A 22,848-nucleotide genomic window follows, 5' to 3' on the forward strand; every position below is an offset into this window, starting at 1 on the left:
ACGCCGACCCGGCAGCAATGTGCGCCTCCTGTACGCCGACCCGGCAGGGATGTGTAGTCCCCAAGCATTCTTCCCGGTGGCCTTTCAACAGGCACCGGACGGGACGCGTGGCCCCGTCCGCCAAGCGGTTTCGCTTCTGCGGTGCCTCATACCGATCCACTTGCAGTACTGGTCAACTCCGGTCTCGACCTGAGCCGCCCCTTCGGCGGAGCAACGGCTCGAGCCGCGGGCCTGTCATCTCGCCGTCTTGCCGCGCTGGTCGACCTGGGCCTCCTCGACCATCCCTTCCAAGGGGTGTACGTGCCGGGGCACCTCGACGACACGCTCGCGAACCGGGTGGCGAGCCTGGCAGTCGTCGTCCCGGCCGACGCCGTCGTGACCGATCGGACCGCGGCCTGGCTCCACGGTGCAGGGATGGCGCTGGCGCCGAACAGTCATCTGACCGTCCCGCGGGTTTCGATCTTCCAGGGACCGGGTCGTCGGATCCGGCGCGACACCGCCGCGAGCGGGGAGCGGACGTTCAGTGCGCACGACATCACCGAGGTGAGCGGGATCCGGGTGACCACACCACTGAGAACGGCGTGCGACGTGGGCCGGTTTCTGCACCGGGACTCGGCGCTCGCTGCCATGGACGCTGTCGCGCGTCTCGGCGCGTTCAGTCTGGACGAGCTCGCACTCGAGGTCGGTCGGTTCAAGGGCTTCCGCGGCGTGCGTCAGCTGCGGACGCTGGTGCCGCTGGTCGACCCGGGGTCGGAGTCGTTCGGTGAATCGGTGCTGCGGCTCCGCTGGTACGACGCTGGTTGCTCCGGCCGACCGGAGACTCAGATTGAGGTCTTCGACGAGGACGGCCGGGTGCGAGCGCGACTTGACCTGGGCGATCGTCGTACGCGCTATGCCGCCGAGTACGACGGCGCAGAGTTCCACGGTGAGGAAGCCGCTGCCCACGACGAGCACCGGCGCGCCTGGATCCGTCGACAGGGCTGGATGGTCGACGTGTTCCGGGCGAAGGACGTGTTCGGACGGAGACAGACGGCGGAGCTGGCTCTTTTCAAGGGCAGCAGACTGGCGGCGTTGCGGTTGCACGCTCGCTGATGCGCACATCCCCGCCAGGTCGGGCTACGGTGCGTGCACATCCCTGCCGGGTCGGCGAACTGCCGCGCACATTGCTGCCGGGTCGGCGAGCTGCTGGGGCACATCCCTGCCAGGTGGCTGACAAATGTCATGGGTAGGACGTGACGCACGGGCGAGGCGCGGCCCGCCACGAGCATGCAGGCTGGGGGCATGACGACAACGACCACCCGGGCTGCGGTCCGGCTCGAGGGAGTGACGAAGCGCTTCGGTGACGTCGAGGCGGTCAAGGGCATCGACCTCTCCATCCAACCCGGTGAGGTGGTGGCCTTCCTCGGTCCGAACGGCGCCGGCAAGACCACCACGATCGACATGATCCTCGGGTTGTCCCAGCCGACCGCGGGCGAGGCGAGCGTCCTCGGCCTGGCGCCGCGCGACGCGATCGCCCGTGGCCTGGTCTCCGCGGTGATGCAGACCGGCGGACTGCTCAAGGACCTCACCGTGCGGGAGACCGTCGCGTACACGGCGAGCCTCTTCGCCCGGACCCGCACCGTCGAGGAGGTGATCGCCGACGCCGGCATCACCGCGATCGCCGACCGCCTGGTGGGCAAGTGCTCGGGAGGCGAGCAGCAGCGGCTCCGGTTCGCAATGGCGCTGCTGTCGGACCCCGCGCTGCTCCTGCTCGACGAACCGACGACCGGCATGGACGTCGAGGGCCGCCGTACGTTCTGGTCCGCGATCCGTGCCGACGCCCACCGCGGCCGCACGGTGCTGTTCGCCACCCACTACCTCGAGGAGGCCGACCAGTACGCCGACCGGATCGTGCTGATCAGCCACGGCCGGATCGTCGCCGACGGCAGCGGCGCCGAGATCAAGGCGCTCGCCTCGGGGCGCGTCGTCCGGGCCACCCTGCCGGACCCCGACACGTCCGCCCTGGCAGCCGTCGGCGGTGTCGACAGCGTCGAGGTCCGTGGTGACTCGATCATCGTGCATGCCAAGGACAGCGACGCCGTCGCCCGCTACCTGCTCAACCAGACGCCCGCCCGCGACATCGAGATCGCGGCCAAGGGCATCGAGGAAGCCTTCCTGACCCTCACCTCCGACGGGAGCGACTGATGAGTACCGAGACCACGCTGTTCGACCCGACCACCCGCACGGTGCCGCCGCTGGGCGGTTTTAACCTCACGATCCTCCGGCTCGAGCTGCGCCGGATGCTGCGCAACCGCCGGACGATCTTCTTCACGCTGATCTTCCCCAGCGCGATGTTCTTCATCATCGTCGGTTCCGACAAGACCTGGAACGACCACGTCGGCAACGGCAACGAGGCGGCGTACATCCTGGCCTCGATGGCCCTGTACGGCGCCGCGCTCACGGCAGCGTCGGGCGGCGCGATGGTCGCGATGGAGCGGGCACTGGGCTGGTCGCGCCAGCTCCGTCTGACCCCGCTGAACCCGACCGTCTACATCCTGGTCAAGGTCGTGATGGCCCTGGTGCTCGGCGCGTTCGCCATCGTGATCGTGAACGCGATGGGGGTGCTCAACGGCAAGCCGGAGATGCCGTTCGGGACCTGGATCGCCTGCGGCGTGCTGACCCTGTTCTGCACCCTGGTCTTCGCCGCGCTCGGTGTCTTCGTCGGCTACCTGGTCCCCGGCGAGAACGCGATGCAGATCCTCGGGCCCGGCCTGGCGCTGCTGTCCTTCCTGGGCAACGTGTTCTTCCCGATCACCGAGGGCAGCACCCTGTGGCACGTGGCCTCGTTCACCCCGATGTTCGGGGTCGCCGAGATCTCGCGGTCGCCGCTGACCCACGACCTGCCCTGGTACGCCGTCCTCAACGCCGTGGTCTGGCTCGCCGTCTTCGTGGCCGGCGCCGCGTGGCGGATGAGCAAGGACACCGCACGGGTCTGAGCACGACGTCGGGCACTACCGTGACGCTCATGAGCAAGCACCCCGTCGACGTGGATTCTCCCGGTGGTCCGCGTCGCTGGGGCCCGGTGTTCGCGCTGGTCTGGCTGTTCTACCTGCTGAACCCGCTCGAGGAGGCGTGGAGCCAGCGCGACACCGTCTCGGGCTGGGTCGGCATCGTCGCGACGATCACCTTCGCGGTCGTGTACGGCGCCGGGTTCCTGATGCTCCGGCTCAACCGACCCGTCGGCAGTCCGTTCCGGATGTCGCAGAGCGTGACCCTCGGAATCACGATGATCGCGGCGCAGGTCGTCCTCGCCGTCGTCGTCTGCGCCGCCGTCGGCCAGGCCGGCACCGCCACGGCGGTCTACGTCGCCGTGACCAGCATGATCGCGCTGGAGGCCCGCTGGGCCTGGCTCGTCACCGTGCTGGTGGCCGGGACGGCGTACGGCGCTGGGTTGGTCGTCGACGGCTGGCACGAGGACCGCGGGCTGCTCTTCGGGACGCTCGTGGCCGCCCTGGCGATCTGGGGCATCTCCCAGTCGATCAGCCGCAACATCGAGGTGCTCGCCGTCCGCGAGGAGAACGCGAAGCTGGCGCTGGATGACGAGCGCAACCGGTTCGCCCGCGACCTGCACGACATCCTGGGCCACTCGCTGACCGTGATCACGGTGAAGGCCGAGCTGGCCCAGAAGCTCTTCGACGTCGACCCCGAGCGGGCCCGCGCCGAGGTCGCGGACCTGGAGAGACTCTCGCGCGACGCGCTCGCCGACGTACGCCGTGCGGTCGAGGGCTACCGCGAGCTCACGCTGCCCGGGGAGCTGTCCCGGGCCCGGATGGCACTGCAGGCCGCCGAGATCGAAGCCGATCTGCCGAACTCGACCGACGAGGTCCCCGGCGAGCTGCGTGAGCTGTTCGCGTGGACGATCCGCGAGGGCGTCACCAACGTGATCCGGCACAGCGGGGCACGACGGTGCGTCGTACGGCTCACCCCGCGCAGCGTCGAGGTGGCCGACGACGGGCGAGGGCCGGAGTCCTCGGTGCCCGGGAACGGTCTGGTAGGTCTGCGGGAGCGGGCCGCGGTGGTCGCTGCCACTGTGGTCACCACGGCGACCGAGCCGGGGTTCTCCCTCACGGTGGTGGCGCCGTGAGCATCCGGATCCTGTTGGCCGACGACCAGGCGCTGGTCCGCGGCGCCCTCTCGGCGCTGCTCGACCTCGAACCCGACCTCGAGGTCGTCGCCGAGGTCGGGTCCGGTGACGCCGTGCTCGACGCCGTGCGCGAGCACCGTCCCGACGTCGCGCTGCTCGACGTCGAGATGCCCGGCATGGACGGCATCGCGGCCGCAGCGCTGGTCCGCGCCGAGTTCCCCGACGTCCGGGTGCTGATCGTGACGACCTTCGGACGACCAGGTTTCCTGCGTCGGGCCCTCCAGGCAGGCGCTTCGGGGTTCGTCGTGAAGGACACCCCGGCTGCCGAGCTCGCCGACGCCGTACGCCGGGTGCACGCCGGACTGCGCGTGGTCGACCCCGCCCTGGCGACCGACAGCCTGGTCGCGGGGGAGTCGCCCCTGACCGCGCGCGAGACCGAGGTGCTGCGCGCTGCGCGCGACGGCTCCGCGGTGGCGGCGATCGCGTCCCGGTTGTTCCTCTCCGAGGGGACGGTGCGCAACCACCTGTCTGCGGCGATCGGGAAGACCGGCGCTGCGAACCGTGCCGAGGCCGTGATCACCGCGGACAACAACGGCTGGCTCTGACGGCCCCACTCGGTACGCTCCACCCGTGACGACCTGGGACGACCTGTACGACGACGCGGACCGCGCGCGTCTGGTCGACGAGCCCGTCAAACGCGTGGCCGCGCCGGTCCGCACCCCGTTCGAGCGCGACCGTGCCCGCGTCGTGCACTCGGCGTCGCTGCGCCGGCTCGCGGCGAAGACGCAGGTGCTCGGACCGCAGGCCGACGACTTCGTGCGCAACCGGCTCACGCACAGCCTCGAGGTCGCCCAGGTGGCTCGGGACATCGCCTACCCGCTGGGCTGCCATCCCGACCTCGCCGAGACCGCGGCGCTCGCGCACGACCTCGGCCACCCGCCGTTCGGGCACAACGGCGAGGAAGCCCTGGACCGCCTCGCCCAGGACTGCGGCGGTTTCGAGGGCAACGCCCAGACCCTGCGGATCCTGACCCGGCTCGAGGCCAAGTCGGTCGACGCCGAGGGGCGTTCGATCGGTCTGAACCTGACGCGCGCGACCCTGGACGCCTGCACCAAGTACCCGTGGCCGCGCCCCGAGGCGGGAGGCAAGTTCGGCGCGTACGCCGACGACCTCCCCGTGTTCACCTGGATGCGCACCGGCGCCGCCGTACGCCGTCGGTGCCTGGAGGCGCAGGTGATGGACTTCGCCGACGACGTCGCCTACTCGGTGCACGACTTCGAGGACGGCATCGTCGGCGGACACATCGACGCCGCGGTGCTCGACGCCCCGGACGAGCTGAGCGGCGTGTGGGAGACCGTGCGCGACTGGTACCTGCCGGACGTCGAGGACGACCGGCTCGACGCCGCGCTCAAGCGGCTGCGCACCGTGCGCACCTGGTCACCCACCGAGTACGACGGCAGCCGGCGCGCGCTGTCCGGCCTGAAGAACCTGACCAGCGACCTCATCGGCGTCTTCTGCGGGAGCGTGCACACGGCCACCCGCAACCGGTACGGCGAGGGTCCGTTGGTGCGCTACGACGCGGACCTCGTGGTGCCGGCGGAGACCGCCGAGGAGATCGCGGTGCTCAAGGGCATCGCCGCGCACTACGTGATGCGCTCACCCGCACGGGTGGCGCTGATGGAGCGGCAGCGGGCGCTCGTCGAGGAGCTGTTCGCCGTGCTGGTCTCCTCCGAGGGCACCTTGCTGGACGCCACCCTGCGCCCCGACTACGACGAGGCCGACGACGACGCCGCCCGGAGGCGGGTCGTCGTCGACCAGATCGCGTCGCTCACCGACGGCAGTGCCGTCGCGTGGCACGAGCGGTTGTGCCGGTCCTCGGGCTGATCAGATCCTGACCGCGAACGGGTCGACGCCCGGTGCGGTCGCGGCGGTGGCCCCGTGCGGGCGCAGGTCGCCGGTCTGCTCGATGCCGGGCTCCGGCGTGACCTTGTGCACGACGGCCTCGGCCAGGGCGACACCCTGGTCGTGGGCGAAGTGCGCGGCCTCGTGGGCCTTCTCCTGGACGGTCGGGTTGTCCTTGACCTTCAGGAAGAGCGACCGGATCTGCTCGTAGCGTTCCTTGCCGGCCTTCGCCCCCAGCACGTAGCCAGCGGTGAACGCGGTCAGGACCAGTGCTTTCTTCACCATGTCAGCCTCCTCAGCGGACCAGGCGACGCACGATCGCCAGGACCACCACGACACCGAGGGCACCGAGCAGGAAACCCTTCTTCGGGCGACCCTGGTCGTCGGTGGCCTGGTCGAGGAGCTGCGAGGCACCGGCCTCGGCCTTCGCCCTGATCTCGTCGGTGTCGATGTTGGACGTGATCTTCTCGACCTTGTCCGTCAGAGCAGTGGTGTCGATCTTGTCGCCGAGCTTCTCGGCGACCGCCCCCACGGACTCGGACAGACGATCCCGCTGCTCGGCGATCTGCGCGCCGAGGTCGGCGGTCTGCGTGCGACTCATGCGTGACTCCCATCGTCGGTTGAGGGACACATACCCATTTCACGCGCGGGACACACACCACGACCGATCAGAGCGACCGATTCAGAGCCCCAGCCGGGCTCGCGCCTGGTCGACGGCGAACTTGGCCTCGGCCAGTCCGAGGTTGGTCCGCTCGCGCCACGCCTTGATCGCGCCGATCTCGTTGCCGGCCTGCAGGCAGGCGAGTACCTCCGGGTCGTGCTCGGGACCACCCGCGGGGGCGGACGGCACGGCAGGGACGGGTGCCGACGTGCCGGTCAGGGCGGCGACCTGGGCCTCGAGCGCGGCCACGCGTTGCTGGAGATCCTGAACTGCGAGACGGACGTCGACTTCGTTCATGTGCCCGACTCTAGGACCGCGTCCGAGAGGTGAACAGAGCGCTAGGAGGAGTGTCCGCCCGCCGACGTAGACTCACCGCCGTGGCGGGCCGCATCAACGAAGAAGACATCGCGAAGGTGCGCGAGACCGCGCGCATCGACGACGTCATCGGCACCTACGTCACCCTCCGGAACGCCGGCGGCGGCAACATGAAGGGGCTGTGCCCGTTCCACGACGAGAAGTCACCGTCGTTCAATGTGACACCAAGCCGGGGTATGTACCATTGCTTCGGTTGCGGAGCAGGCGGCGACGTCATCAAGTTCGTCATGGAGATGGACGGGCTGGGCTTCTCCGAGACCGTCGAGCGGCTGGCCGAGAAGGTCGGCATCGCGCTCCGGTACGAGGAGGGCACCGGACCGTCCCGCAGCAGCGGCGGCCCGCAGCGGCCCCGGCTCGTCGAGGCGCACAAGATCGCCGCCGCCTACTACGCCGACCAGCTCGCCACTCCCGAGGCGATGACCGCGCGGCAGTTCCTCGACACCCGCGGGTTCGACAAGGACGCAGCGGCGCACTTCGGCGTCGGGTTCTCCCCGCGCGGGGGCAGCGACCTGACCAAGCACCTCAAGCAGCTCGGGTTCAGCGACGCCGAGCTGGTCACCGCCGGCCTTGCCGGCGACAACAACCGCGGCCTCTACGACAGGTTCCGCGGCCGCCTGATGTGGCCGATCCGCGACTCCAGCGGTGACGTGATCGGGTTCGGCGCCCGACGCATCTTCGACGACGACCGGATCGAGGCCAAGTACCTCAACACCTCCGAGACGCCGATCTACAAGAAGAGCCAGGTCCTCTACGGGATCGATCTGGCCCGGCGCGAGATCGCCACGGCCAGCCAGGCCGTCATCGTCGAGGGCTACACCGACGTGATGGCTGCGCACCTGGCCGGCGTGAAGACGGCCGTCGCCACCTGCGGTACGGCGTTCGGCGACGACCACGCGCGGGTGATCCGGCGACTGCTGCAGGACCACGACGAGTTCCGCGGCGAGGTGATCTTCACCTTCGACGGCGATGCGGCCGGTCAGAAGGCGGCCATGCGGGCGTTCGAGGGTGACCAGAACTTCGCCGGACAGACCTACGTCGCGGTGGCCGCCGCGGGCCTCGACCCGTGCGACCTCCGGCTCCAGCACGGCGACGCGGCCGTCCGTGACCTGGTCGCCAGCCGGGTGCCGCTGTACCGGTTCGTGCTGGGCAACGTCGTCCAGCGCTACGACCTCGACCGGGCCGACGGACGGATCGACGCCCTGCGCGAGGCAGCCAAGCTGGTCACCGCGATCCGCGACCGCTCCAAGGTCGACGCCTTCGCCCGGGAGCTCGCCGGCATGCTCGGTATCGACCCGAACGACGTCCAGCGCGAGGTCCGGCGCGCCGCGAGTCGCGGCAACGACACCGCCTCCGGCGGACGGGCCGCTCCTGCGCCGGCGCCGGCGGAGTCCCTCGGCATGCCCGATCCGCGCGACCCGCGTTTCCTGCTGGAGCGCGAGACCCTCAAGCTCGTCGTCCAGTACCCGCAGGTGATCGCCGCCGTCCTCAAGGAGGTCGGCCCGGAGGACTTCACCCACCCGGCGTACCGAGCGGTGTGGGCCGTGGTGACTCTCGCCGGAGGGCCGCCGACGGTCGAGGACGCCAGCTGGGGCGCACGACTGCAGGCGAACTCGGTCGACGAGCGGGTGCACTCCCTCCTCACCGCCCTCAGCGTCGAGCCGATCCGGACCGCCAAGGCGCCGGACGCGGCGTACGCCTCGGTGCACGCGAACCGGCTCCGCGAGGTGACGGTGATGCGGCAGATCGCCGACCTGAAGTCCAAGCTCCAGCGCACGAACCCGATCGACGACCAGCTCGAGTACAACCGGATGTTCGGCGATCTCGTAGCGCTCGAGCAGCACCGCCGGATGCTGCGCGAAGCCGCCCTGGACGCGACGTGAGGTTCTTCTACCGGGCCGAGAAGGCGCCTGCCGCCGTCGTGGAGGCCGCGTCGCTCGCTCGCGGCGAGAAGGTGCTCGCCTTCGCCCGCGACACCCGCGCCGGGGACGGTCAGCGCTGGTTGCTGGGGACGCGGTTCGCACTCCACCTCGTCACGCCGGGGGAGGAGTCCGTCCGGATCGGCTGGGAGTCGGTGCAGGCTGCGGACTGGTCCCAGGACGAGGAGACCCTGACGCTCAGCGAGGTCGGCGAGTTCGGCTCGCCCCGGGCGGCGTACGTGTTCGGTCTCGACGACCCGGTGCTGCTGCTGCAGCTGATCCGGGAGCGGGTGACCGCCAGCGTCGTGCTCCAGCGCGGGTACCTGATCGAGGGCAAGAGGGGCTTCAAGGTGATCGGTCGGCGGTCGCCGGCGGGCGGTGAGATCGCGTGGATGCACGAGTACGACGCCGGGATCGACCCCGAGCGGGCCGACGTCCAGAAGGCTGCCCAAGAGGCCCTGGTGCGCGCACGGGCGGACGTCGGGGAGTAGACCGGGAGCCGATTAGCCGACTGCCCGACCCCCTTGCTAATCTTTCCCGGCACGATCCCCTGTAGCTCAATTGGCAGAGCATTCGACTGTTAATCGGAGGGTTGTTGGTTCGAGTCCAACCGGGGGAGCCAGCAGCGAAGGCCCGCACCTCGTGGTGCGGGTCTTTGTCTTTCCCCAGGGGGACCTGGGGTAGAACAGACCCCATGCCCTCCCGCCGCCCTGCCGCCCTGCTCGCCGTCCTCGCCCTGACCCTCGGTCTCGGTCTGTCCGCGTGCGGCGGTGACGACGACCCGAAGTCCAAGGCCGGTGCCAAGCCGTCCTCGACCGCGCTGCCCTCGGCCACCGGACCCGGAACGACCCCGTCGGTGAACTTCGCCACCGGGCAGGACTTCTTCGAGGCGCTGGCGTCCAACGACCCCGACCAGCTCACCGCGGTCGAGGACCTGGTCGCACCGCAGTCGGACGCCGCCGGTTACGTGAGGGCGCTGATCGCATCCCTGAGCAGTGCGGCCGAGAAGCCTGCTGCCCTGGAGCTCAGGACCCCGGAGCCCGGTGTCTACCGACTCTGCTCCACGACGGGAGCCGGGTGCAGCAAGGTCACCGCCGTCGTCCTGACCGACGGCAAGGTCAGCAGCTTCAAGCTGGACGGCAAGGCTGTCAGCAAGAAGTCCGTCGCCCGGTCGGAGTAGCTCAGGCCCCGGGGCAGTCGTTCTTCGCCGGTTTGCCGGCGAACCGGTCCGCCAACCACTGCGCCGGGTCACCGGCGTTCATCACGGCGTGGGTCCCCTCAGGGTCGAGGTGCGCCTCGATCACGTCGCCCTGCTGGCACGCGCGGGCCAGCGCCCGGGTCGTCCAGACCGGGTCGATGAAGGTGTCCTTCTCGCCGTACGCGACGAACATCGGGGCGCTCGTCGGCTTCCGCGGCAGCGCCCACCCCTCCAGCGCCTTGCGGAGGAGCGCGGCGGCCTCGGGGCTGTCGGGTGCCAGGTCGGCGTTGCTCACCTCGGCCTGTGCGTCCTGCCGCCTGCCGCCGTCGTCCTTGACCCCCGCGCAGGTGGACAACGTGTCCCAGTACGTCTTCGCCGCACCGCGTCGGTAGTGGTCGAGGTCGAGGTCCGGGTGCTGGCGCTCCAGGCTCGCGAGCAACCACTGCAACGTCGGCCGCTGGTCGGCGGTCAGGGTGCCGGCCACGGCCTTGTCGACCAGACCCGTCACGTCCGCTGCCGGAGCCAGGGCGATCACGCCGACCAGGTCGAGCTCGGGAGCGTAGGAGCCGGCCTCCTCGTTGGCCGCCCAGACGGCACCCCCGCCCTGGGAGCCGCCGAAGGCTGCCCAGGTCGTCGAGATCCCGGGGAAGGTTGCTCGCGCGGCGCGAACCGAGTCGATGACGTTCAGGCCGGCGGTGGGGGAGTCGAGGTAGGCGTGCACGCCTGGTTCGCCGAGGCCCTGGTAGTCGGTCATCGTGACGGCGACCCCGAGACGCACCAGCTTGATCACCAGCTGCGCCTGCTCGGCGAGGTCCGGGCTGCTCGAGGGCGCACAGCTGTTCAGGATGCCGGTCGACCCGTGACCGAGGGCGACCACGTGCCACCCTCCGGCAGGCGCGTCGCGGTCGGGGACGAACACGGTGCCGGAGACGACGGTGTCCTTGCCGGTGCTGGCGTCGGTCGAGCGGTAGGAGACCCGGGCGGCCCTGATCCCCGCGCGGATCACCGACCGGTCGAGCTGCGGCATGGTCTCGGCACGCACCAGCGACCCCGGCGTCGTACCGCCGAGGTCGGCTCCCTTGATGGTCCGGATGTCGCCGCTGGCGCCGCAGGCCTGCAGCGCGGTCACCAGGACCACGACGAGGGCAGCGGAGCCTGCGGTCCGGCGGAACATGGCGGAGACCTCCGAGGTCGGGAACGTGCGCACGGAGAATCTAGCCGCCCGGCCTCGTGTGTCCCGAAACACGGCGAGAGGCCCTTCTCCGCGGGCTTCTCGAATAGGTAGGTTGCGCCGCCGCCCACTACCCTTGGTCGGTGACCGAGACTTCCACCATCACGTTCGACGACCTCGGTCTTGACCCCAAAGTGCTCAAGGCCATCAAGGACGTCGGCTACGAGACCCCCTCGCCGATCCAGGCCGAGGCCATCCCACCACTGCTCGACGGCGGTCACGTCGTCGGTCTCGCGCAGACCGGAACCGGCAAGACCGCAGCGTTCGCGCTGCCGATCCTGTCCCGGATCGACCTGAGCCAGAAGACCCCGCAGGTCCTCGTCCTCGCGCCCACCCGTGAGCTCGCGCTCCAGGTCTCCGAGGCGTTCGAGAAGTACGCGAGCAACATCCGCGGCCTGCACGTCCTCCCCGTGTACGGCGGTCAGGGCTACGGCGTCCAGCTCTCCGCGCTGCGTCGCGGCGTCCACGTCGTCGTCGGTACGCCGGGCCGCGTCATGGACCACATCGAGAAGGGCACCCTCGACCTCTCCGAGCTGCGGTTCGTCGTGCTCGACGAGGCCGACGAGATGCTCAACATGGGCTTCGCCGAGGACGTCGAGTCGATCTTGTCCGACACCCCGGACGACAAGCAGGTCGCGTTGTTCTCCGCGACGATGCCCTCGCAGATCAAGCGGATCGTCAAGCGGCACGCCCCGGACGCGACCGAGATCAAGGTCAAGGCGACCTCGACGACGGCCGCGAACGTCGAGCAGCGCTTCCTCAAGGTCGCTCACCCGCAGAAGGTCGACGCTCTTACGCGCATCCTCGAGGTCGAGAACTTCGACGGCATGATCATCTTCGTCCGCACCAAGCACGCCACCGAGGAGCTCGCCGAGAAGCTCCGGGCCCGCGGGTTCTCGGCCGCCGCGATCAACGGTGACGTCGCCCAGGTGCAGCGCGAGCGGACCGTGGACCAGCTGCGCAACGCCAAGCTGGACATCCTGGTCGCAACCGACGTCGCGGCCCGTGGTCTCGACGTCCCGCGGATCAGCCACGTCATCAACCACGACATCCCCACCGACACCGAGTCCTACGTCCACCGCATCGGCCGCACCGGTCGCGCCGGCCGCTCGGGTGTCGCGATCTCCTTCGTCACTCCGCGCGAGAACCACCTGCTGCGCGCGATCGAGAAGACGAACAAGACCACCCTGACCGAGATGCGGCTGCCGTCGGTCTCCGACGTGAACGCCTTCCGGGTCTCGAAGTTCAACGACGCCATCGGTCAGGCGATGAGCGACCCGCAGCTCGCGCTGTTCCGTGAGCTGATCGAGGACTACGAGCGCAACAACGACGTACCCGCGCTCGACATCGCCGCCGCGATCGCGGTGCTCTCCCAGGACGGCCAGCCGCTGCTGCTCGAGGAGATGCCCGAGCCGCTGCGGGTGCCGCACAAGGAGCGTTCCAAGGACCGCGCGCCGCGTTCCGGCGAGCGCCGCGGGTTCGCCAGCTACCGGCTCGAGGTCGGCAAGCGGCACCACGTCGAGCCCCGCCAGATCGTTGGTGCACTGGCCAACGAGGGCGGTCTGTCCCGCGAGGACTTCGGCAAGATCGACATCAAGCCGGCCTTCTCCATCGTGGAGCTCCCGGTCGATCTCGACCCCGCGGTCCTGGACAAGCTGTCGGGCACCCGCATCTCGGGGGTGCTGATCAACATCAAGCCGGACAAGTTCGACCGAGGTCACAAGCGCGGGCACACCGGTCCGACCGGCAGCCCGAACAAGAAGTGGAACGCCACCGGCGGCGATTCCTACGCGGGCGCCAAGAAGCCGCGGCACAAGAAGCGGGACAAGTAGCCCCGCCCACGGGTTGGTCCAGGAGGTTGCGCCGCAAACCTCTCGAGTCCATGCTCCGTGCATGCGTCGACTCACCTCCCTGCTGATCGGGCTGCTCGCCGTCGGCTTCCTGACAGCTCCCGCGCAGGCCGCGGACAAGCCCCTCCCGGTGCCGTACTCGTTCCTCCCGAACGCACTCTTCGGCGGCGTCCCCGGTTCCGACGCCCCCGGCACCAACGACTTCGGCTGCAAGCCCTCGGCGGCGCACCCCAACCCGGTCGTCCTGGTGCACGGCACGGCCGGCAACCGCAGCACGAACTGGCAGACCTACGGGCCGCTGCTGAAGAACAACGGCTACTGCGTGTTCTCGCTGACCTACGGCTCGACGCTGCCGCTGCCGTACCCGGGCGCGCTGGGCGGGTTCGGCGACATGCGCACCAGTGCGGGTGAGCTCCAGGTCTTCGTCGACAAGGTGCTGGCCAGCACCGGCGCGCGCGAGGTCGACCTGATCGGGCACTCCCAGGGCACCCTGATGCCGAACTACTACGTGAAGTACCTCGGCGGCGCCGCCAAGGTCGACAAGTACATCTCGTTGGCCCCGGTCTGGAACGGCACCCGGCTCGCTGACCCGATCACGCTGCTGCGCTCGGTGTTCCTGTTCACCGCCGAGCAGACCCCGGTGTGCGTGGCCTGCGCCCAGTTCGCGACGGGCACCGAGTTCATGGCGCAGATCCAGGCCGGCGGTACGGCGGCCGCAGGCGTGCGGTACACGAACATCATGACCAAGTACGACGAGCTCGTCGTTCCCTATACCAGTGGGGCGCAGCCGGGGATGACGAACATCGTGCTCCAGGACCGTTGCGCGCAGGACTACAGCGAGCATTTCGAGATCGCGTCGGACAGAAATGCCAGTGTTCTCGTGCTCAACGCGCTGGACCCGGCCCATCCGCGCACGCTCACGTGCTCCGTCGTCCTGCCCTTCGTCGGTGGGATCTGAGTCCGTCAAGCGGTCTATGACACGCATCGTGGGTGTTTGACACGCTCTCAGGCTGCTCTTAGGTTTCGTCGTGGGTGAGGGCCTACAGCGCGTCCGCGCGCACCTATGACCAAGGAACTGTAGATGCGGCGTTTCCTCCTTGCCCTTGCCGTGGCCCTCTCGGCACTGCTCTTCGTCCCGCAGGCCGCCTCGGCCCACGTGGAGCGGCCGTCGTACTGGCCCGACCCGACGGCGGACTGCGCGGTCGCACCCTGCGCGGGCGGCGCCGTACCGACGGCCCGGTCTCTGTCCTCGGCGCTGGACAGGAGCAAGCCCGGCAAGACCCGGGTCGTCTGCAAGTCCAACTCCCTGAAGCTGGTCAAGAAGTCGATCAGGAAGGCGCGCGAGGACGGCTACTACATCCGTCCGTCCGACCACCGCGCGCTGGGCAAGAAGGCCGCCGCCAAGCTGCTGCGCATCAACAAGGCCCTGTTCGAGCGCTGCAAGTACAAGGAGATCCAGCCGGCTGTCACTGCCTCGGGGAACAACGACCGGGTCGTGATCATGCCGGGCATGTACCTCGAGCCGACCTCGCGGTCCAAGCCGACGTACGACGCCAGGTGCGCGAAGTACCACACCCACTCCGACTCCGGTGACCCCGGCGCGATGTCGCACGAGGCCCAGCTGCGCTGCCCGAACGACGCCAACCTGATCGCCATCATCGGTCGCGACCTGGGCAAGGGCATGAAGGCCGACCCCGACCCGGCGCTGGAGAACCGTCTCGGCATCCCGAACCCGGGCAAGTGCATCCGCTGCAACTTCCAGCTCGAGGGTTCCGGTGTCAGCGCCGACGACGTGATCATCGAGGCCGGCGACCCGAAGGCCGGGGACTCCGGGCCCTCGGCCGCCGGTCACAAGAAGGACGTCGGCATCTTCGTCGACCGCGCCGACGGCGTGGTGCTGCGCAACATCAAGATCCGGCACGCGCGCGAGCACGGCATCTACGTGATCGAGACCGACGGCTACCTGTTCGACCGGTTCAAGGCCTACTACGCCGGTGCGTACGGCGTGCTGTCGTTCGTCGGTGACCACGGTGTGGTGCAGAACTGCGACGCCAAGGGGTCCGGTGACTCCGGCATCTACCCGGGCTCGGGCGCGCCCAGCCTGCTCGCCAACCGCGACACCGGGTTCTACCCGACTGCGCGGTACAGCCAGTACTACCGGTTCTGCGACAGCCACCACAACACGGGCGGCTTCTCCGGCACCAACAGCCACGGCACGCTGATCTACGCCAACAACTTCTACGACAACGCGTTGGGCCTGACCACCGACGTCTTCACCGCGGCCGGCCACCCCGGCTTCCCGCAGGCGGGCAACGTCATCGACGGCAACAACTTCTACTCGAACAACTTCAACCCGTTCAAGCCTGGTTCGGACGTCGTGCCGTTCATCCCGGCACCGGTCGGCTCCGGGCTCTGGCTCGCCGGCGGCAACGAGAACATCGTCAAGAACAACCGGTTCTACGACAACTGGCGCTACGGCACCATGATCTTCGCCGTCCCGGACGCGACCGTCTGCGGCCCGATCCTGGGCGACACGGAGACGCCGATCCCGGGCTGCAACCCGATCGGGATCAGCACGTCGTACGGGAACAAGACGTTCAACAACAAGATGGGCGTCGCTCCGAACGGCGACGTCCGGCCGAACGGTACCGACTTCTGGTGGGACGCGTTCCCGACCAACACCGGCAACTGCTGGTGGGGCAACACCGCCGCGCCCGGCAAGAAGGTCAGCACGAACACGATGCTGCCGAGCTGCAGCAGCGGCACCAAGCCGAACCAGAGCGTCGGCCTGGGCAACGTGCTGGGCGAGGCCGAGCTGGTGGCCTGCCTCGCCGGTCTCCAGCTCGGTGGGTACCCGGGCGGCACCGACGGACTCTGCACCTGGGCGGTCACCCCGAAGAAGCCGGGGAGCGCAGCCGCCAAGGCGGCCGCGTCCTCGACGAAGGTGAGCGACCAGCAGATGAAGGTGATGTCGGCGTTCTGCAAGGCCGGGCTCGGCCAGCGCACCTGCAAGCCCTACAAGCAGGGTCTCGACGCCGTCGGCCTGCTGAACATGGTGCTCGGACCGCTGCTGCCCGGCAACGTCAAGCCCGGTCCGACCAGCACCAAGCCGCTGAGCATGTACACCTGCAGCTGGTGGAACAAGGCGACCCCGAGCGCCCAGCTGGAGATCATCCAGCGGATCCGCAACATGAACGGCAAGCAGGTCCAGGGCGGCAACAAGGCCGTGGGCTACGGCTCGCTGCTCAAGGACAACGCCGCGAAGCAGCTCTTCGACGGCCGCTGCACCAGCGGCTACTCCGGCGGGTTCGCGCTGTACAAGATCTACGGAGCGGCAGCGGCGTTCACCGCAGCCAACCAGTGATCCGGGGCATGTCGGTTGCTGGAAGGGACATCCAGCAACCGACGTGCTGCTCCGCGCCCCGGAGCGTATGGGTAGGCTCGCGCGTCGAAGGGCGGTAGCTCAGTCGGTCAGAGCAGAGGACTCATAATCCTTGGGTCGTGGGTTCGAGCCCCACCCGCCCTACTCAGGTGAAATTCTGCCGGTCGGTGCGTCGAGGTCGTCCTGTCGCGCAGGCGTCGCGGCCAGCAGCGTCAACCAGCTGCTCTGCTCCTCGTCGCTGCTCTGCACGCTCCACTCGACGCTCATCCCGGCCCGCTCGATCTCAGCAACGAACTGCGCCTCGGACCACAGTGCTCGGAAGTAGGGGTTGCCGGACTCGCCGACCTCCCAACCTGTCCCTTCGCCCAGGCGCACCGCTACGGCGAACCGGCCGTGGGGACGCAGGCTGGTCGAGATGCGGGCGAGGACGCCGGGGAGGTGCTGGGGCTCGACGTGCTGCAGGACGTGCAGAGCCACCACCCCGTCGTACGGACCTCCGAGGTCGTCCGTCACGACGTCGAGCCGTTCGACCCGCTTGCCGCGTGCCGCTTGGAGGTCGAGGAAGGCCTGCGTGATGTCGGTACGGCGGACGCGAAGGCCGGCTTCCTCCAGGGCATCGGCGTCCCAGCCGGGGCCGGACCCGATCTCGAGGACCTCGCCCGTCGGGACGGCCCGCACCAAGCGGGTCAGGACCTCGGACAACCCGACGCCGGCCGTCTCGCGTGCGTAGTCCTCGGCGATCAGCTCGTAGGACGCGACGGTGCGGGCGTTGGGCGGACCCCCTGGGTCCGGCACGTGGCGACGCTCCATCCGTGGAGCCTACGGGCAACCAGGCACGCTCGCCCCAGCTGAGGTTCACGGCGGCGCGCTGTGCCGGGCCGCTCGGGGCAGCGCGCCAGGCCGGGGGTGCGTCCCCATAGGTCTGGACCACCCCGGGACCTAGGTCACGATTCAGACAATTGACGTCCGATTTGCGCGTTTAGATCGATCCACGGCCGATCTGGGTGTTCCATAGAGGCAAGCACTCAGATCGAGTTGAAAGGGAGAGCACAATGCAGTGCACTCACTCGCCGCGCTGTCCGGAAGCCACCGCTCCCAACTGCTGCAGCGCGCACACCGTTTCCGACCACTTCGAGCAGGGCTGGGAGCAGCTCTGCAACGGGGTCATCCTGTTCGACGACGGCCGGTACCTCGCCCCGGACGGCCACGTCGAGATGGTCCCGCTGTCCGCAGCTTCCTGATCAGCACACCCCGAGACTGATCAGCCCAGAAGTCAGCCCAGAAGTCAGCCCAGAAGTCAGCACAGAAGTCAGCCCAGGATCTCAGCGCAGCCGGGAGATCTTCCGGCGGTAGGTCGGCACACCCTGTTCGCCGACCTGGACGTCGTGGATCACGTGGTGGTTCCGGTCGCCCGCGACGGGCGACTGGCTCGCGACCAGCAGTCGCTTCCCGATGAACGTCGCGTTCGACGGCCCGTCGAACGGGATCGACGAACCGTTCTTGCCGGCACCCACCCCCTTGGGGAACCGCTCGAGCTCCTTGCCCGCGGGCGAGAGCACGACGATCTGGTTCGAGACCACGTTCGCGAGGTAGATCTTGCCGGACTTCCCGATGCCGAAGCCGTCGGGGAGCTCCATCGTGCGCGACTTCCAGAGCGTGCTGAGCGCTCCGGGCTTCCCGCCCTTCTTGACGGGCAGTCGGTAGAGCCGGCCGCGCAGGGCCTGCCCGTCGACGGTGGTCTGCTGGCCGATCAGGAACGAGCGGGTCGAGGCCTGGTAGACCAGTCCCGTCGTGCCGAACCCGAGGCTGTTGTCCAACGCTGCCGACGCGAACCACACCGTCGGCGCACCGCCCTTCGCCGGGATCCGCCAGATCACCGCCTGGCCGTAGTCGGTGATGTACAGGGCACCGTCCGGGCCCCACGCGGCGTAGTTCGGGATCGCCTTGTCGTCGGAGCCGTTGGGGGAGCACGGCTTCTTCTTCTTCGAGCACAGCGGCAGGTCGGGCAGGGTCGCCTGCCGCTTGAACTTGCCGGTCTTGGTGTTGAGGGTGAGCACGCCCGAGGTCGACTTCTCCAGCAGCACCAGCCTGCCGCGGGCGTCCGAGGTCGCGACCTGGACGCCGGGCTCCTGCCCGAGCTTCTGGCCGGGGACCGTCCACGAGCGCAGCAGCGTCCCGCTGCCGGTCCACTCGAAGACCCGCGAGGCCGTCTTGTTCGACGTCGAGGCGTAGGTGCCGGCGTACACCCGGCCGTTGGGGTGCGCGAAGACGTACGCCGGGGTGCCCGGGTAGGGGACCCGCGAGAACACCTGGGTGTTCCACTTCGCGCGGGCGGCCGAGGAGGCCGACTGCGGGTGCGCGGACAGCACGACGACGCCGAGGACGGTGGCGACGGCGGCCGCGAGGACCCGCCTCACAGCTTGTCCAGAACTTCGATCGCGGCACGCTTGCCGGAGCGCACGGCTCCGTCCATGTAGCCGTTCCAGTACGTCGAGGTCTCCGTGCCGGCCCAGTGCACGCGACCGTGCGGCTGACGGATCGCCGGGCCGTACTTCGTCATGGTTCCCGGCGCCATGATCGGCACCGGTCCGCCGCCGGTCCACCGCTCCTTGGTCCAGTCGTGCTCGGTGTACTCGATCGGCTTGAGCGCCTTCGGTCCGAACATCTGGGCGAAGCCCTCGAGCACCGCCTTCCGGCGGTTGGCCAGCGACAGGTGGGCGTACTGCCGGTGCACCGAGCCGCCGACGAAGGCGAGCAGGACGCCCACCTTCGCGTCCTGCGGGGAGTTGTCGAAGACCGCGCGGGTGGCGCCCGCGTCGGCCAGGCCGGATCCGCTGTGGCCGTCCTTGCGCCAGAACGGCGTGGAGTAGACGGCGTCGCACTTCATCAGCTCGCCCATGTTCCAGTGCGTGAGCAGGTTGTGACGCTGCGTCGAGAGCTGGGGGTACCAGTCGATCCCGAGCACCATCGGCGGCGGCGCCGCGACGATCACCCGGCGGGCCCTTACGATGCCGCGGCTGGTGTGCACCACCGCACGGTGGCCAGGACTCTGGTCGATGCGGTTGACCCGCGTGTGCAGGGCGACACGGTGGCCGAGCTTCTCGGCCAGGCGCAGCGGGACCAGCTGGGAGCCACCGACGAAACGACGTTCCTGAGCGCCGCCCTTGGTGTCGGAGTTGAGCTCGAAGGTGCCGGGCGTGGACTCGTTGCCGGAGCACGCGAGGTAGTGGATGACGAACAGCAGCGAGAGCTGGTTCGGGTCCGCGCCGAAGCCGGGCTGGGTCCAGCACTTGATCAGGTTCTCGACCGCGGTCTTGTTCAAGGTGTTGTGACGGATGAACTGGGACAGCGTCTGGGAGTCCCACTCCTTCGCCTTGGGGTGCGACCAGGGCGCGTCGACCGGCATCTCGGCGGCGTACCCGTCCAGCTTGCTGAGCAGCAGCGCGGCGTCGAGCAGGATCGTCGGGTCCGGCGGCACGGTACCGGTGTACGTCGACCGCTGACCCCGCGAGACGAAGACGTTCTTGCCGGCGGTGTACTCGGGAAAGGTCGGGACCTTGAGCTTCTTGGCCAGCGCGATGATGTGGTCCTGGGTGGGCCCGACGAACGCGCCACCGGCCTCGATGACGCTGCCGTTCTTGAGCTCGTGGTTGAGCAGTCGCCCGCCCACGCGCTTGCGGGCCTCGAGCACGAGCACGGACTTGCCCGCGCGCGCCACCTTGCGAGCGGCGACCAGTCCGGACAGGCCGCCGCCGACGACGACCACGTCGACCTTCTTCGGCAGCGACCCCTGCAGCGTCGCCGCGCTGACCTGTTCCTCGAGCAGGCCGACACCCATCGTGCCGAGGCCGGTGGCGAGGGCGCCCTTGAACAGGGTCCGCCGGTCGAGGGGGAGGGTCATGAAGTGCTCCTGGGAGGGCAGAAAGCGAACATGTGTCAGGTTTAGGTTTGATGCTAACCTCAGGCCGTGCCTGCTGTCACCTCACCTGCGCTCACCGGCTCGCCGGGGCTGCGTCGTACTCCCATGCAGGCTCGTTCGCGCGAGCGGGTCGAGCGCATCCTGGACTCCGCCTCGGACCTCGTCGTGGAGCACGGTGTCGACGCGTTGAGCACACGGGCGATCGCGGCCGAGGCCGAGGTCCCGATCGCCTCGCTCTACCAGTACTTCTCCGACCGGGACGCCATCCTGCTGGCCCTGGTCGAGCGCGACACCCTGGAGATGGACGAGCAGGTCGCCGCCGACCTCGCGGAGCTGACGGACCTTTCCGTGGCCTCGCTGGTCGAGACGACGATGCGCGCCTACGTGAAGGTCTACGCCCGGCGTCCGGACTTCGTCGAGATCTGGCTGCGTGGTCGCACCAACCCCGCCGTCAACGACTTCGGTCGGCAGCACAACCGGCGTACCGCGCAGGAGCTGCGCACCTTCGCGGTCGACGCCGGTCTTGCCCGTCCGGACATGCCGCTGGCCGCGGCCGAGCTCGCGGTCGAGATCGGCGACCGCTGCTTCCAGCTCGCCTACGAGACCGATCTGGCCGGGGATCCGTTCCTGGTCGAGCAGGGCATCGCGATGGTCGCGGCCTACCTGCGCACCTTCGCTGCGGAGCCCGCGGCGTGACGGCGTACGACGGGGTCCGCGCGCAGGTCGCGGACGCCTCGCGGCGCCTGGCCGCCGAAGGCCTCCTCATCGGTACGGCGGGCAACGTCAGTGCCGTCGACGCGTCTTCGGGCCACGTCGCGGTGACGGCGACCGGGGTCGTCCTGGGGGAGTGCTCTCCCGAGCACGTGACCGTCGTCGACCGGGACGGGAACGTCGTCCTCGGCGATCTCGAGCCCACCTCCGAGGTCGAGCTGCACCTCGCTGCCGTCGGACGCGCGGGCGCGCTCGCGGTCGTGCACACGCACGCCCCTGCCGCCACCGCCGTCGGCTGCGTCCAGGACGAGCTCCCGGTGATCCACTACCAGCAGCTGCTGCTCGGCGGTGCGATCCCGGTGGTGCCGTACGCGACCTTCGGCAGCACCGAACTCGCTGACGGTGTCACCGCGGCACTGACCGGCCGGTCCGCCGCGCTGATGGCGAACCACGGAGCGGTCACCACCGGCGGCGACCTGGCCAAGGCTGTCGAGAACGCGCTGCTGCTCGAGTGGTGCTGCCGGCTGCTGCTCGACGCGACCGTCCTGGGTAGCCCCCGCTTTCTGGACGAGGTCCAGCAGGCGGCGGTCATCGAGGCCGCTCTCGCCCGCAGCTACGGAACCACCCGAGCGGTCGCGGACCGCCATCCCGAGGAGACTCCATGACCCAGACGATCGCCGTGGTCGGCGTCCACGTGCTCGACACCCACGTCCTGCGGGTCGAGTCGATCCCCGAGAGCTCCGACGGCGCCGTCGTCGACACGATCCGGATGTCGGCCGCCGGGACCGCCGGGGGGACCGGTCTGGTGCTGTCCCGCCTCGGCGCCGACGTGCACAGCATCGGCGCGCTCGGTGACGACCCGATTGCCAGCGTGCTCACCTCGCTTCTTGCTGCGGACGGCATCGACGTCTCGCGCCTGGTCACCAAGGAGGGGGTGCAGACCTCCTCGAGCGTGATCCCGGTGCGCCCGAACGGCGACCGCCCGGCGTGGCACTGCATCGGCGCCAACGGCACGCTGACGCTCGAGGACATCGACCTGACCTCGGTGCCGGGGCTGACCCACGTGCACCTCGGGGGGCCCGAGTTCCTCGGTGGCCCGGCCGCCGGCGAGCTGCTCGCCGCGGCGAAGGCGGCCGGCTGCACCACCTCGGTCGACATCCTCGCGCCGGGCGACCCCGACCTCCTCGCGTGGATCGAGGACTGCCTCCCGCACACCGACTACCTGCTGCCGAACGACGAACAGGTGCTCGGCTTCACCGGCGAGACCGACCTGGCCGCCGGTGCCCGTGCGCTCGTCGCCAAGGGAGCCGGCTGCGTTGCGGTCACCCAGGGCTCGAAGGGCGCGATCGTCGTGACGGCCGAGGAGGAGCACGAGGTCCCGGCGTTCAGCATCGAGGTCGTCGACACCACCGGCTGCGGCGACGCGTTCTCCGCCGGCTTCCTGCTCGCCCGGGCCGAGGGCCTCGGCCTCGCCGAGTCCGCCCGCCTCGGGTGCGCCGCCGCCGCGCAGGTCGCCACCGGCGTCGGCACCGACGCGGGGGACTACGACTGGGACAAGGTCAAGGCGTTCGCCGGCTAGC

23 protein-coding genes and 2 tRNA genes are annotated in these 22,848 nt (G+C 69.6%); 18 read left to right on the plus strand and 7 right to left on the minus strand.

Annotated elements, in window-relative coordinates:
- Positions 1 to 141: 141 nt before the first annotated feature.
- The 6 genes from ABIE44_RS16570 (at position 142) to ABIE44_RS16595 (ending at position 6,007) form a co-directional block, all read left to right on the plus strand.
- Positions 142 to 1,092: a type IV toxin-antitoxin system AbiEi family antitoxin gene (locus ABIE44_RS16570; protein WP_209714982.1), complete on the plus strand. Its 951-nt coding sequence runs from the start codon at positions 142 to 144 to the stop codon at positions 1,090 to 1,092.
- A 189-nt stretch (positions 1,093 to 1,281) separates the two neighbouring features.
- Complete coding sequence (locus ABIE44_RS16575) at positions 1,282 to 2,184, plus strand: ABC transporter ATP-binding protein (protein WP_209714979.1); 903 nt, start codon at positions 1,282 to 1,284, stop codon at positions 2,182 to 2,184.
- Complete coding sequence (locus ABIE44_RS16580) at positions 2,184 to 2,975, plus strand: ABC transporter permease (protein WP_209714975.1); 792 nt, start codon at positions 2,184 to 2,186, stop codon at positions 2,973 to 2,975. The genes ABIE44_RS16575 and ABIE44_RS16580 overlap by 1 nt, the downstream gene beginning before the upstream one ends.
- 29 nt (positions 2,976 to 3,004) lie before the next feature.
- On the plus strand, positions 3,005 to 4,123 hold the full coding sequence (locus ABIE44_RS16585) for a sensor histidine kinase (protein WP_209714972.1): 1,119 nt from the start codon (positions 3,005 to 3,007) through the stop codon (positions 4,121 to 4,123).
- A complete protein-coding gene (locus ABIE44_RS16590) occupies positions 4,120 to 4,728 on the plus strand; it encodes a response regulator (protein WP_209714970.1) in 609 nt (202 codons plus the stop codon). Before ABIE44_RS16585 ends, ABIE44_RS16590 begins: the two co-directional genes overlap by 4 nt.
- Before the next feature lie 25 nt (positions 4,729 to 4,753).
- Positions 4,754 to 6,007: a deoxyguanosinetriphosphate triphosphohydrolase gene (locus ABIE44_RS16595; protein ID WP_209714967.1), complete on the plus strand. Its 1,254-nt coding sequence runs from the start codon at positions 4,754 to 4,756 to the stop codon at positions 6,005 to 6,007.
- Here ABIE44_RS16595 and ABIE44_RS16600 read toward each other — a convergent pair whose 3' ends face one another.
- From ABIE44_RS16600 to ABIE44_RS16610, 3 genes are all read right to left on the minus strand, one after another.
- On the minus strand, positions 6,008 to 6,310 hold the full coding sequence (locus ABIE44_RS16600; RefSeq protein WP_209723754.1) for a hypothetical protein: 303 nt from the start codon (positions 6,308 to 6,310) through the stop codon (positions 6,008 to 6,010).
- 10 nt (positions 6,311 to 6,320) lie between these two features.
- Complete coding sequence (locus ABIE44_RS16605; protein WP_209714964.1) at positions 6,321 to 6,626, minus strand: hypothetical protein; 306 nt, start codon at positions 6,624 to 6,626, stop codon at positions 6,321 to 6,323.
- Between the two features lie 81 nt (positions 6,627 to 6,707).
- Entirely contained in the window at positions 6,708 to 6,983 is a 276-nt protein-coding gene (locus tag ABIE44_RS16610) for a hypothetical protein (protein WP_209714962.1), read from the minus strand.
- A gap of 80 nt (positions 6,984 to 7,063) precedes the next feature.
- Here ABIE44_RS16610 and dnaG point away from each other — a divergent pair, with 80 nt between their 5' ends.
- From dnaG to ABIE44_RS16630, 4 genes are all read left to right on the plus strand, one after another.
- Positions 7,064 to 8,941, plus strand: coding sequence for a DNA primase (gene dnaG, locus ABIE44_RS16615; RefSeq protein ID WP_209714959.1), 1,878 nt, complete (start codon positions 7,064 to 7,066; stop codon positions 8,939 to 8,941).
- Positions 8,938 to 9,468: a hypothetical protein gene (locus ABIE44_RS16620; protein ID WP_209714956.1), complete on the plus strand. Its 531-nt coding sequence runs from the start codon at positions 8,938 to 8,940 to the stop codon at positions 9,466 to 9,468. Before dnaG ends, ABIE44_RS16620 begins: the two co-directional genes overlap by 4 nt.
- A gap of 55 nt (positions 9,469 to 9,523) precedes the next feature.
- A tRNA-Asn gene (locus ABIE44_RS16625) sits at positions 9,524 to 9,599 on the plus strand.
- A gap of 72 nt (positions 9,600 to 9,671) precedes the next feature.
- Positions 9,672 to 10,157, plus strand: coding sequence for a hypothetical protein (locus tag ABIE44_RS16630; RefSeq protein ID WP_209714953.1), 486 nt, complete (start codon positions 9,672 to 9,674; stop codon positions 10,155 to 10,157).
- 1 nt (position 10,158) lies between these two features.
- On the opposite strand, the gene ABIE44_RS16635 is transcribed toward ABIE44_RS16630, so the two are convergent.
- Complete coding sequence (locus ABIE44_RS16635) at positions 10,159 to 11,382, minus strand: lipase family protein (protein WP_209714950.1); 1,224 nt, start codon at positions 11,380 to 11,382, stop codon at positions 10,159 to 10,161.
- Between the two features lie 107 nt (positions 11,383 to 11,489).
- Between ABIE44_RS16635 and ABIE44_RS16640 the strand changes: the two genes are divergently transcribed.
- From ABIE44_RS16640 to ABIE44_RS16655, 4 genes are all read left to right on the plus strand, one after another.
- The gene (locus ABIE44_RS16640; protein WP_209714947.1) at positions 11,490 to 13,238 is read left to right on the plus strand and encodes a DEAD/DEAH box helicase; all 1,749 of its coding nucleotides are present in this window, start codon (positions 11,490 to 11,492) and stop codon (positions 13,236 to 13,238) included.
- A 61-nt stretch (positions 13,239 to 13,299) separates the two neighbouring features.
- Positions 13,300 to 14,214 (plus strand): esterase/lipase family protein, encoded by a 915-nt coding sequence (locus tag ABIE44_RS16645; RefSeq protein WP_209714944.1) that lies wholly within the window; start codon positions 13,300 to 13,302, stop codon positions 14,212 to 14,214.
- A gap of 123 nt (positions 14,215 to 14,337) precedes the next feature.
- The gene (locus ABIE44_RS16650) at positions 14,338 to 16,620 is read left to right on the plus strand and encodes a right-handed parallel beta-helix repeat-containing protein (protein ID WP_209714941.1); all 2,283 of its coding nucleotides are present in this window, start codon (positions 14,338 to 14,340) and stop codon (positions 16,618 to 16,620) included.
- Between the two features lie 88 nt (positions 16,621 to 16,708).
- A tRNA-Ile gene (locus ABIE44_RS16655) sits at positions 16,709 to 16,782 on the plus strand.
- Here the strand turns inward: ABIE44_RS16655 and ABIE44_RS16660 are convergent.
- On the minus strand, positions 16,780 to 17,448 hold the full coding sequence (locus ABIE44_RS16660) for a class I SAM-dependent methyltransferase (RefSeq protein ID WP_209714938.1): 669 nt from the start codon (positions 17,446 to 17,448) through the stop codon (positions 16,780 to 16,782). The two genes, ABIE44_RS16655 and ABIE44_RS16660, sit on opposite strands and share 3 nt — an antisense overlap.
- Before the next feature lie 242 nt (positions 17,449 to 17,690).
- Here ABIE44_RS16660 and ABIE44_RS16665 point away from each other — a divergent pair, with 242 nt between their 5' ends.
- Positions 17,691 to 17,879 (plus strand): DUF5999 family protein, encoded by a 189-nt coding sequence (locus tag ABIE44_RS16665; RefSeq protein WP_209714934.1) that lies wholly within the window; start codon positions 17,691 to 17,693, stop codon positions 17,877 to 17,879.
- A gap of 81 nt (positions 17,880 to 17,960) precedes the next feature.
- On the opposite strand, the gene ABIE44_RS16670 is transcribed toward ABIE44_RS16665, so the two are convergent.
- Both ABIE44_RS16670 and ABIE44_RS16675 read right to left on the minus strand, forming a co-directional pair.
- Positions 17,961 to 19,055 carry an SMP-30/gluconolactonase/LRE family protein gene (locus ABIE44_RS16670; protein ID WP_209714931.1) on the minus strand — a complete coding sequence of 365 codons (1,095 nt, stop codon included), beginning with the start codon at positions 19,053 to 19,055 and terminating at the stop codon, positions 17,961 to 17,963.
- Positions 19,052 to 20,539 (minus strand): flavin monoamine oxidase family protein, encoded by a 1,488-nt coding sequence (locus tag ABIE44_RS16675; RefSeq protein ID WP_209714928.1) that lies wholly within the window; start codon positions 20,537 to 20,539, stop codon positions 19,052 to 19,054. Before ABIE44_RS16675 ends, ABIE44_RS16670 begins: the two co-directional genes overlap by 4 nt.
- Positions 20,540 to 20,605: 66 nt before the next feature.
- Between ABIE44_RS16675 and ABIE44_RS16680 the strand changes: the two genes are divergently transcribed.
- From ABIE44_RS16680 to ABIE44_RS16690, 3 genes are read left to right on the plus strand one after another with little or no spacing between them, the layout of a single operon-like run.
- The gene (locus ABIE44_RS16680) at positions 20,606 to 21,253 is read left to right on the plus strand and encodes a TetR/AcrR family transcriptional regulator (RefSeq protein ID WP_209714924.1); all 648 of its coding nucleotides are present in this window, start codon (positions 20,606 to 20,608) and stop codon (positions 21,251 to 21,253) included.
- On the plus strand, positions 21,250 to 21,933 hold the full coding sequence (locus ABIE44_RS16685; RefSeq protein WP_209714921.1) for a class II aldolase/adducin family protein: 684 nt from the start codon (positions 21,250 to 21,252) through the stop codon (positions 21,931 to 21,933). The genes ABIE44_RS16680 and ABIE44_RS16685 overlap by 4 nt, the downstream gene beginning before the upstream one ends.
- The gene (locus ABIE44_RS16690; protein WP_209714918.1) at positions 21,930 to 22,847 is read left to right on the plus strand and encodes a carbohydrate kinase family protein; all 918 of its coding nucleotides are present in this window, start codon (positions 21,930 to 21,932) and stop codon (positions 22,845 to 22,847) included. Before ABIE44_RS16685 ends, ABIE44_RS16690 begins: the two co-directional genes overlap by 4 nt.
- Position 22,848 lies beyond the last annotated feature (1 nt).

Source organism: Marmoricola sp. OAE513 (genome assembly GCF_040546585.1).
Lineage (GTDB): Bacteria > Actinomycetota > Actinomycetes > Propionibacteriales > Nocardioidaceae > Marmoricola.

Bases quoted from the DNA above. Each gene is read 5' to 3' on its own strand.
- ABIE44_RS16575 (WP_209714979.1), top strand. From the start codon at position 1,282: ATGACGACAACGACCACCCGGGCTGCGGTCCGGCTCGAGGGAGTGACG.
- ABIE44_RS16580 (WP_209714975.1), top strand. From the start codon at position 2,184: ATGAGTACCGAGACCACGCTGTTCGACCCGACCACCCGCACGGTGCCG.
- ABIE44_RS16585 (WP_209714972.1), top strand. From the start codon at position 3,005: ATGAGCAAGCACCCCGTCGACGTGGATTCTCCCGGTGGTCCGCGTCGC.
- ABIE44_RS16600 (WP_209723754.1), bottom strand. From the start codon at position 6,310: ATGGTGAAGAAAGCACTGGTCCTGACCGCGTTCACCGCTGGCTACGTG.
- ABIE44_RS16605 (WP_209714964.1), bottom strand. From the start codon at position 6,626: ATGAGTCGCACGCAGACCGCCGACCTCGGCGCGCAGATCGCCGAGCAG.
- ABIE44_RS16610 (WP_209714962.1), bottom strand. From the start codon at position 6,983: ATGAACGAAGTCGACGTCCGTCTCGCAGTTCAGGATCTCCAGCAACGC.
- ABIE44_RS16630 (WP_209714953.1), top strand. From the start codon at position 9,672: ATGCCCTCCCGCCGCCCTGCCGCCCTGCTCGCCGTCCTCGCCCTGACC.
- ABIE44_RS16645 (WP_209714944.1), top strand. From the start codon at position 13,300: ATGCGTCGACTCACCTCCCTGCTGATCGGGCTGCTCGCCGTCGGCTTC.
- ABIE44_RS16650 (WP_209714941.1), top strand. From the start codon at position 14,338: ATGCGGCGTTTCCTCCTTGCCCTTGCCGTGGCCCTCTCGGCACTGCTC.
- ABIE44_RS16660 (WP_209714938.1), bottom strand. From the start codon at position 17,448: ATGGAGCGTCGCCACGTGCCGGACCCAGGGGGTCCGCCCAACGCCCGC.
- ABIE44_RS16665 (WP_209714934.1), top strand. From the start codon at position 17,691: ATGCAGTGCACTCACTCGCCGCGCTGTCCGGAAGCCACCGCTCCCAAC.
- ABIE44_RS16675 (WP_209714928.1), bottom strand. From the start codon at position 20,539: ATGACCCTCCCCCTCGACCGGCGGACCCTGTTCAAGGGCGCCCTCGCC.
- ABIE44_RS16690 (WP_209714918.1), top strand. From the start codon at position 21,930: ATGACCCAGACGATCGCCGTGGTCGGCGTCCACGTGCTCGACACCCAC.